This window comes from Tardiphaga sp., from assembly GCF_041424195.1.
In the GTDB taxonomy this organism is placed as follows: domain Bacteria; phylum Pseudomonadota; class Alphaproteobacteria; order Rhizobiales; family Xanthobacteraceae; genus Tardiphaga.
Genome location: NZ_JBGMOE010000104.1, coordinates 1 through 9,343, shown reverse-complemented (window position 1 = coordinate 9,343; position 9,343 = coordinate 1). Strand labels below are relative to the sequence as shown.

The 9,343-nt window shown below is 64.8% G+C and carries 10 protein-coding genes; all 10 read right to left on the bottom strand.

Going from position 1 to position 9,343, the window contains the following annotated elements; translation table 11 throughout:
* Nucleotides 1-43: 43 nt before the first annotated feature.
* Nucleotides 44-1,078 (bottom strand): conjugal transfer pilus assembly protein TraU, encoded by a 1,035-nt coding sequence (gene traU / locus ACEK02_RS15565; protein WP_371422522.1) that lies wholly within the window; start codon nucleotides 1,076-1,078, stop codon nucleotides 44-46.
* A complete protein-coding gene (gene traW, locus ACEK02_RS15560) occupies nucleotides 1,075-1,722 on the bottom strand; it encodes a type-F conjugative transfer system protein TraW (protein WP_371422521.1) in 648 nt (215 codons plus the stop codon). The genes traU and traW overlap by 4 nt, the downstream gene beginning before the upstream one ends.
* Nucleotides 1,719-2,243, bottom strand: a complete 525-nt coding sequence (locus tag ACEK02_RS15555; protein ID WP_371422520.1) for a S26 family signal peptidase — start codon at nucleotides 2,241-2,243, stop codon at nucleotides 1,719-1,721. Before ACEK02_RS15555 ends, traW begins: the two co-directional genes overlap by 4 nt.
* The gene (locus tag ACEK02_RS15550) at nucleotides 2,230-2,637 is read right to left on the bottom strand and encodes a type-F conjugative transfer system protein TrbI (protein WP_371422519.1); all 408 of its coding nucleotides are present in this window, start codon (nucleotides 2,635-2,637) and stop codon (nucleotides 2,230-2,232) included. The genes ACEK02_RS15555 and ACEK02_RS15550 overlap by 14 nt, the downstream gene beginning before the upstream one ends.
* Nucleotides 2,634-3,026 (bottom strand): hypothetical protein, encoded by a 393-nt coding sequence (locus tag ACEK02_RS15545; protein WP_371422518.1) that lies wholly within the window; start codon nucleotides 3,024-3,026, stop codon nucleotides 2,634-2,636. Before ACEK02_RS15545 ends, ACEK02_RS15550 begins: the two co-directional genes overlap by 4 nt.
* A gap of 29 nt (nucleotides 3,027-3,055) precedes the next feature.
* Nucleotides 3,056-5,599 (bottom strand): type IV secretion system protein TraC, encoded by a 2,544-nt coding sequence (traC, locus tag ACEK02_RS15540; RefSeq protein WP_371422517.1) that lies wholly within the window; start codon nucleotides 5,597-5,599, stop codon nucleotides 3,056-3,058.
* Entirely contained in the window at nucleotides 5,599-6,411 is an 813-nt protein-coding gene (locus tag ACEK02_RS15535) for a hypothetical protein (RefSeq protein WP_371422516.1), read from the bottom strand. The genes traC and ACEK02_RS15535 overlap by 1 nt, the downstream gene beginning before the upstream one ends.
* Nucleotides 6,412-6,414: 3 nt before the next feature.
* Entirely contained in the window at nucleotides 6,415-7,329 is a 915-nt protein-coding gene (locus tag ACEK02_RS15530; protein ID WP_371422515.1) for a DsbC family protein, read from the bottom strand.
* Nucleotides 7,326-8,666 carry a TrbI/VirB10 family protein gene (locus ACEK02_RS15525; protein WP_371422514.1) on the bottom strand — a complete coding sequence of 447 codons (1,341 nt, stop codon included), beginning with the start codon at nucleotides 8,664-8,666 and terminating at the stop codon, nucleotides 7,326-7,328. The genes ACEK02_RS15530 and ACEK02_RS15525 overlap by 4 nt, the downstream gene beginning before the upstream one ends.
* A partial coding sequence (locus tag ACEK02_RS15520) for a type-F conjugative transfer system secretin TraK (protein WP_371422513.1) occupies nucleotides 8,659-9,343 on the bottom strand: 685 nt, incomplete at its 5' end. The genes ACEK02_RS15525 and ACEK02_RS15520, both read right to left, overlap by 8 nt.

Below are 9,343 nucleotides of genomic sequence, written 5' to 3'. Positions count from 1 at the left end.
GGAATATGATGCTGAATTACATGCATATTTCCTTTCCGCGCCGTCACGGCGCTCGTGCGCAGCAGTTCCGCTTGCGCCAGACCAGATAGCCCATGTCCTCGCCAATGGCGGGATAGACCTGGCCTGCCGACATGAAGGTGGTGGAGGCACCAATGGGCGCGCAGGCGTAGCGGCCCTTGGTCTGCGGATTGGGATTGGTGGCCTGGAAGCGGTATTGCTGCTTGCGCATCACCGGCATCAGGTACTTGCCGCAAAGCCCCTTGCTCCCCATCGTCCCCCAGGCGACGAGCTCGCGATGGAGCTTGTAGGAGAAGCGGGCGAGCGCGAGCCGCGAGGCTTGGACATGGCCAATGGTCGCCGAGACATTGCCGTTAAGCGGATACATCGTGCCCTGACAGCCCGCGCACCAGAACAGTTCATCGGTCGGCAGCTTGGCCGTTGCCGCCACGCAGTCGGCCGCGCAGGCCGCAAGCGCCAGCGGATTGGCGAACAGGACCGCCTCGGGGTTGATGATCGCGGTGAGTTCGCTGTCCTGCCAAAGCGGATCGATCTCGGTGATGTAGAGGATGTCGATCGAGCCGGACTCGAGGCACAGGAAGTCGGCAACGATCTCCATCCAGTAGATCAGCGGATAGGCATACCAGTGGACATGCCACTGCGAGTTGTACTGGGTATTGCCGCCAACTGCAGATGGCCCCGCCATCGACTTGAAGCCGATGTCGAACCCAGGATCGAGCTTCATCCCGCCCAGATTGACGAAGCACCAAGGCTTCATGCTGACGTCGGCAAGCCGGACCGGCTCCCAGAACCCCATGGCGATACCGGGCCGCAAACCGCAGAGGCAAACGGGGAGAGCTGGGTTGCTGGTGTCGGGCCGACTTGACGGCCAGATTTTCAAGCCTCCGATCGAAATCGGGAAAAGGCACGACCAGCAGATGTCCGTGATCGGATTGACGAACTTCCCGGTGCAGCGGCCGGGACCGGCCGCAGCCTGGGCTGGAGCGGCTGAGATGATGTTCATGCTGGCGAGCAGAAGTGCTCCGCAAAGCCATGACAGATGGCGATGTTTCCTGCTCATGATGGCGCCCGCTCGTTGGGAGTGACCGGCTGTTCGGTGATGAAGAGCGCGCGACCCTGCTGCTCGACGGTTGCCGGTACTGCGCGAATGCCGAAGTGCTTCACCAGCGTGCCGCCTTGGTCGAAGTAGAAGCGCCGCTGGCGGGCTTTCATGAGTTCGAGCGGCGCACCCCGCACGAGGATGAACTTGGCCTTTGTGCTGGCATAGCGACGGGTGGCCCAGGCGAGCTGTGCCGGGTCGTCGCCATCGAGGAAGACGAGCGGAGCCCGCAGCGGCACGGTATCGAGCGGATTGACCCTTGTGCCTGCGGCAATGATGACCCGGCCCTTGTCGTCGGCAATGTCGCGCTCGACGGTGATCGTCGGATCGAAACGCCAGCTGCGTGTTGCCGGAGCGAGGGAGAGACCTGCGACAGGCTCTGGCCGGTTGACCCGGGCGATCGTGCGCCGCTTCAGCTCCTCATTGAGGCGGGCGGTCTCGCCGGTCTTCTCGAGCTGCGTAAGCCTGGCATGGATCTGCTGCAGCAGGTCCGGTTCGATGACTGGCCAGACCGTGCCGTGCTGACCGTAATCGCGAGCCATTGCTTCTGGCGCTATGGCCAGCGCCAGCGCAGTGGCGCATATGGGGAAGGTAAGGAGCCTCACAGGATCGGCCTCCCGACCCCGAGAATGCGTGGGCCGCAAATCCAACCGATTGCGGCGTAGCGGCTGTCGAAACCGTCCTTGTGTTCGCTTGTGACGAAATAGCAGCTTTTCGGAACGCGGCCCGTCGGGCCGAGCGCGAGGGGTTCACCAAGGCGGCTCGTGAGCTTGGCCTTTGCGACAGCCTGCCCGTTGACGAAGTAGGTGCGGTTTTGCTCGGTGACGATGTCGCCCGGCACGCCGCTCACCCGCTTACCGAACGGTTTCGGCGCCGCTCCGAAATGCTTCACCAGCAACGAGGAAGCAGGCGGATCGAATAGGATGATATCCCCGCGGTGCACGGCCGCCCCGCGCGTCACCCAGAGGGCCCAGTAGGGCAGGCTGGGGCTCACGTTGATCATGAGCGCGTGGCCCTGAGCGAAGGCGGCGAGCGAGGAGAGTGCCAGCGCCCCGGCACCAAGCCCGCCCCAAAGCACGAGACGGCGCGCGGACGCAGAGCGGATCAGGCGATCAGCGGGCAGCATCGGGGATGGCTCCCATCCGGCGCACAACATCGGCGCGCACAGATTGCGTCAGGTCCGGCGTGCTCCCGGCCACCACGGCTTCGGCAACGAGGACCGTGCGGCCTTCGCGGCCCAGCTGCTGCACCGAGGCTTCCACAGCCTTGAGGTAGGCCTGCACGCGCATCTTCGTTTCTTCCGGCGGACGACCAGCTCGTGCTTCGGCTTCGATGAAGTCGCCCATGATCCGGCTCAGCTGGACCGTGACGACCTCACGCTTCTCCAGGGTGAGCAGCTTGTCGGTCGTCCAGACACCCCACAGTACCTGACCGATCATGCCGACGCCGAGCACGACAGCGGTGAGATTGATCGATGCCAGCCGCCTGCGAAGGCCTGATGTTGCCAGAATGTTCCTCACAGCTTTTCTCCCGAGAGTTCGCGGTCGAGATCACGGATGAAGCGCGGCATGCGCCACACGACGACGAGCGTGGCGAGACCGATCAGAACGAACTTGCACTGGTCGAGGAAGGTCACGCGCCGAGTGAAATCCGCCGCCAGGAAGCGGTCACCGAGGTTGGCGACATGGGCGAAGAAGGCATCGGGATTGCCGCCCGATAGAAGCAGGAAGAAGAGCAGCGGCAGGCCCAGCGCCATCAGATAGGACGAGCCCAGAAACTGACTACCGCGCAGCACAATGTAGCAGCCATCGGCGATGCGCGAGCGCCAGCTCGGCGCCGGAGGGAAGAGGGGCTGTTCGTCTTCGGGCGCATCCGTCCGGTCGAACGGGGTGACGAGGTGGAGAGGCATGAGTTTCGAAATCCTTTGATGAAGAGGTGTCAGCGATTGGGATGAGCGATGCGCTCGATGGCATCGGCGAGCTGGTGGCCCCGGGCGATCTCGGCATCGATGGCGGCGAAGGTCTGGGGCGAACTCGAGAAGAGCGTTGCCGAATAGTCGTCGAGCACGAGCCGTCCGATCGCCTCGGTCTCAGGCCCCTTGATGAACACCTCGGAATAGTCGCTCCCGGAGCGCTTGAGGCTGCGGATCAGGGTCTCGGTGCGATCGTCCATGTCGAGGCGTTTGCTCGCCTTGAAATCGGCGATCGTCTCCGGCTTCTGCTGCAGGATCAGCATCCAGTCGCTGTTCTCCAGCGCCGCCGTCGCCCCGTCGGACTTGTAGTAGTCGTTGAGCGACTGGGTGGCGGTCGCGAGCGCGCCGCCATATTTCCGGCAGGTGCGGGCATAGGTTTCGACGAATTCACCCATCGAGCCGCCCTTCAGCATCGACCATGCTTCATCGATCAGCAGCAGCTTGCGCAGCGACCTTGGGCTGCGCGTCATCGCCTGGCTGGTCATGAACATGATCGCGGAGAGCACCACGCTGCGCAGATCCTCCCGGCTCGCGAGGTCGGACATCTCGAACACTGTGAAATCTGCATCGAGGTCGAGACTGGCCTGGCCTTCGAAGAACGCGCCGTAGGTTCCGCCAGCCATGTAGGGGGCAAGCGCAGTCGCAATGTCTGCGGCCGTGTCATGGCCGAGACTGGCCAGCATCTCGCCGACGGTGGTGACCGTCGCAGCCGCGCCATGTTCCGTCCAGACGAGGTTGACCGCCCGGTCGATCAGCCCGCGCTCGGTATCAGTCAGCTTCGCACTGTGGCGGGCCATCTGCCCGACGATGGCCTTGATCATTCCGAAGCAGTCGAGGCGGTAGTCTTCGTCTTCGGCCGCGCGGCCCGCATCGATCATCGAGAAGGGGTTGAGGCAGAAGCCCGCTTTCATCGTGAACTCGACAAAGCGGCCGCCCTGCAGCTTGACTGAATGCTCGAAGCTGCGGCCATCGTCGATCACGACCACCTGCGCGCCGGCGCCGCGCAGGGCTGCGCACATCTCCTGGAGCAGCACCGACTTGCCCGATCCCGACTTGCCGCAGATCGCGACATTGTGGTTGCCGGCCTCGTTCTCGAACGGCGACCAGAAGAAGGGCTGGCCGCGCCGACCGACGAACAGCAGGTGAGGGTGGGCGCTTCCGAGATATTCGCCCTGCATGGGCGCGATATTGGCTGCGGTGGTCGACAGCACGGTCTTGAACCGCTTCAGCCGCTCCATGTCGGCACCGAGCCCGTCGGCGAGCGTCAGCGGCATCGCCGCGAGAAGCCCCTGGATCTGCAGATAGCGCTCGTCGGTGAGATCCCAGCCCGCCGCCTTGTAGATCGACTTGATCGCGCGTTCGTGGCGGTCGCCCTGGCCCAGCGGCGAATAGGTCGTCACGCCGTAGAACACGCGCACGAGGCGGCGGCCTTCCTGGAGCTCGGCTTGAACATGTTGCCACTCGGCGGCCTGTTCGCCGATCCGGGGCAGGAACCGGGCGCTGCGGGTCCCGGCGAGGCTGGTTGTCCGCATGAACTTGAAGCCGGCCTTCGCCGATGCAGCCTCCTGGTCTGGATAGACAAGGCACAGCATGGTCGCGGCCGGGCAGGGGAAGCGCAGCTTGTCGGTGAACAGGTCGCCGATCAGCCGCGCGCATTCCCACGGGGCCCAGCGCGATGGCATGTTGCGTACGGCAAAATGCCGGACATCGAAGGCATCAGGATAGACGGTCCCGATCTCGGGCACGCCGTCTTTGACCTTGCCAGTGGGCCGGAACCGCTCGGTCACCAGCCGCATGCGATCTTCCGCCACAACCAGTTCGATGTCGTGGCGGATCGCCTGCGAGGCGATCGGATCGTTCGGGTTGTAGGGCACCGCATCATCCTGCGGCGCCGTGGTGGGCGAGGTCAGATCATCGATGACAGCGATGAGGGCTTCGGGCCCGACTTCGACCACGCCAAGGTTGAGCGACTTGAGCATCGCCATCAACCCCTCGCGGGTCTGTTTGAGATCCTCGTTGCTGACCGCCTTCGATGTCGGCACGCCGACCGAGACGATGACCTGGTGATGTCGCGCATGAAAGGGGGCGTCCGCAGAGCCGGACTCCCAGACGAGCGAATAGAGCCGCCGCGCGCGGTGACGGGCAATCGCCTCGTACACGCCGCCCTGCATGTACCGTGGCGCAAACCACGGGGCGATGATTCTGCTGATGCGCGGGCTCGCAAGGTGGAGCACCTGCAGGCAGGCGCCCGCTGGTAAGCCTTCCGAGAAGAATTGCCCAAGGATTTCCCCTGTGCGCTCGTCCGCGCCGATCAGCGGCGTGACCGAGAGGACAAAGCCCTTCGAGCGTGCGTTGAAGTACAGGCGCGTTGTCGGATCATAGACCCTGTAGGGCAGCCAGTCGGACAGCATGTCGACCATCAGCTGGGGGCGGGGCTTTTCGACGTGCTCGGCGTCACCCAGCAATCCGCTAAGCAGCCGATCAATGACGGACTTGAGTTGCTCGGCCATTACTTGGGTTCCTCGGGCTGCGGGGTGCTGGCTATCGGCTGTTCACCGGCCCTGGCTGCGGGGCGGATCGCAGCTTTCGCGGCTTCAATCGCCGCGGCGCTGGGGAATACGGGAGCGCTGTGCCCCGCCTCTGGCCGAGGGGTCCGATCACGCGGGGGAGGCGGCGTGTCGAACCCCTCGACCGCCGGTGCTTTGGCACCGGCAACGGCCTCGCGCGCCGTGGAGGGGAGGACCAGCGGCGAGGCATCTGAAACTGCATTTTCGGAACTGGGGGCATCAGCGCCCGGGGTCTCCAGGGTGCTGGTCCCGTTCATGGGCGCGGATGAAAAGGGCGACGCAAGATCGACGGTAGCATCCGAGTGTCCGTCTGTGGCTTCGTGTGCCGACGCAGCTTGAGCGGCCTTCAACTGTCGGCGGACCTGGCGCATGACGGCCCCGCTCTTCTCCTCACCCGCCTTGCGGCGCAGTTCGGTTGCCCAGCGCGGGTTGTCGATGACTGTCCAGGCGACCGCTTCATCATGGAGCGTTCCTGCCTCATCGACATGCGCTGGGAAGACGACCCGCAGGGTCCGCTCCGCCGTACGCGTGGTGTCAGCCTCCACCACGCCCGACCGGGAGCGTGTCTCGGCATGAGTCGTCGTGCCCGCCGACAGAATGTTCGTTGCCTTGGCATCGATGACGTGGGCCGGTGCGCAGTCGCCCTTGGGCGCCCTGCAGGTGAAGTCGCCTTCGACATTGGTGCCGAACGTGGCGCAGCCACTGGTGAAGCCGGCCAGGCAGGCGCAGGCAAGGAGACGTGTCGGAAACCGCATGGGTTATCCTTTCGGAGCTGGGGTGGGGGCCCGGGTGGAGGTTGGGCGCAGGAATTCCCGGAGCACTGCAGCAGGCCGGAAACCCTCGAGAACGGCGCCATCGGCGGGGCGCACGATCACCGGCGTGCCGCCAAAGTCGTGTGCCCGGGCGAAGGCCTCGTTGGCATCGAGGCCGCTCGTGTCGCAGGGTTTGGGATTGGCGAGCGCCAGACCAGAATAGGCCATGTGCAGCGCCAGCTCGGGCCGAGGTGCGCACAGCACCCGCTCGGCGTCGCGGCGGCTCTCCGCCCCGAAAATCGAGATCGGCCGTTCTTCGACCCGCGCCCCGATCGCCTTCAGTTCTGCCTCAAGCTTCTTGCAGTAGCCGCAGTGGAAGTCCGAGAAGACAACGACACGTGGACCATTGGCAGGGCCCCAGGTAATCGCGCCATTTGATGGAAGCTTGCCAAGCTGCACATGCCGCGGTTCAGCGTTCCGGGCTGAAGCTGCTGATGGGTTTGGGCTCCCATCCGCTTGCGCTTCGGGATTGCTGCGCCGTGCGGCCCCTGCCGCCAGCAGGTCCGGATTGAGAGAGAGCAGCCGTGCAGCCGTTAGATCCTGACGGGCTTCCATGTCATAGACCCGGCCGATCACCAGATACTTCGCAGCCCGGTCAACGTAGAAGAGCGTCGACTTGGATGCGACCTCGCACAAACCGCCAAGGCCTTTGCAGTTGATCGCGTCGATCGGCGTCTTGGGCAGGCGCAGCTTCAGTGCCTCACGCACCTTCGCCATGTCCGGAGCGGCAGTGGGGGCTGCAAGGCTTGCCACCGCCCATCCGGTTGCGGCCGACAAGGCGATGATTGCTGCCAGTCCTGCGCTGGCACGCAACCAGCGGCGGCGGCGGTTATCCCGCTCTAGAGACAAGTTTTCGATCATTGGGAGTTCCTCACGTAGACGCCGTCGAGGAACACGATCTCGACATCGATGCCGGTCGGCATCTCGACGACGGGTTGGTACTGTTCGGCGCGCTCGATTAGGTATTTGCTGACCGTGTCGGCGGCATCGGCGGCGCCTTGGCCAAGCCCGCCACCAAGGATGTCACCAGCCGAGAGCTTAGAGCGACTGCCATCGGGGTTGGTCGTGACGCCGGAGAACACGCTGTTGGCGTTTGCGGAGAAGCCGCGCCCGAAACCGCCGACGATCCCGGCCAGCAGCGCCTGGCTGACCAGACTGCCCTCGCGACTGACAACGCGACCGCGCACCCCGGACTTACCGGCAAAGCTGATGAAGCCCTTGACTTCGCTTACCGCGACCCGCCCGCCAGGCTGATCGCAGGTCATGCGGGCAAGCTTCACATAGACCTTCTCGCTGCTGAGATCCCCGCGCGCCGCGCCGTTCACAACGCAGCCCTGGATCCGGGTGGTCAGAACCTTCCCGTTCTGTATGACGGATCGGGCAGGCCCCGTGATCCTCAGCACAACCGGCAGCGGATCGGTCTGGCTGGCGACGCCCGCCGAGGCGTCGACGCCGACGATAACCCGGGCCGGCGCATAGGAATTGGGCGGCAGGTAATCAGGCGAGTCCTCGACAACGACCGGGGGCGCATCGGGGCGGCCCACCCTGAGACCGCTGGTTGCCGCCTTGTCGGAGCTGAAGGTCATCAGCTTCACCTCGCCAGGCGACGGGATCATGCCGCCCTGCGGATCACCGCCTGCAGACACAGCACTGGGCTGAGGCGAACGTCCCTGCGCGTCATAACCGCCTGCCTGCGGCCCATAGGCCGGTGGCGGTACAGTGGGTGCCGTCGTCGCAGGCTGAGCGGCAAGCCGTGTCTTGAGCTCGGCATTCTCTGCGGAGATGGCATCGATCGCAGCCTGCCCATCGACCCGCATGGCCTGGTTTTCGGCCTTGAGAGCAGCCAGCTGCGACTCGATCTCCGTCCGCGGAATGCTCCCATCCTTCAGCGCCTTCTGCTCGCGCGTGACCGCATCCAGCCGGTTGCCGTAGGTTGCGACGAACTCGCGCTGCGAGAGATCGCGGTTGACGAGGCCCGCCGTGTCGATCGTCTGCGCCGCATTGGGATCGCCGGTCTTGGCCTTGTCGTCACCGCCAAGGATGAACCAGCTCCCGCCGAGCAGGGCGAGCGCTCCCAATGAGCCCAGCAGCATCTTCTGACGGCGCGCAGTGCGGGCGTTGAGCCCGGAAAGTTCGGATGGCGCCGCACACTCGGCCTGCAGAGGGGCAGGGCTTGGCGTATTGGCTGCATCAGTCATGGTCGGTCTCCGCGTTTGCGCCGACAACAAAGGCCGTGGTGCTGGTCCCGGGCTCGAGCTTCGGCTCGGCGATCGAGACAGCGAGAGTGTCGCGGGGCGCGAGATCGCGCTCGGCCAGCGTCACCGGCTTCGAACCGCGATTGTGGATGCGGACCACCTTTCCGGTGAGACTGGCGCCGCGATAATCAGCGATGAGCTGGACTTCGAGATCGCCGACCCGGGCAGGCATAGCGGTCGACTGGCGGACCTCGAAGCCATCGACAGTCCGGTCGTTGGCCATGGCCTGGATGAGCCTGACGGCGCTGGTCTCGATCGGGGTCTGGCTTTCCCAATCCGCCGCTTGGGTTTTCGCGATGGCGGGGTTGGTGATGAAGACCTGGGTCGCCGGAATTTGCTCAACCCGGCACGAGACCTTGTAGACGAAGCCCTTTTTCGTGGTGGCGAAGAAGCTGATTGCCCGGGCGGCGTAGGTTTCCGGAACCGACACGTAAATGTCGCCGCGCACCGGCTCGTTGGTCACCGCAAAGTCATTGTAGGGCGTGCCGGTCGAGATCTTCGAGACGCTGGCGAACTGGTCGTCGACCAGCGCAAAGCGGGTCAGTTCCCGCGCCGAAACGCTGCACTTGTCAACACCGGGATAAAAACGGGCCAGGCACCGGTTTAAAAAGGGGCCAGTT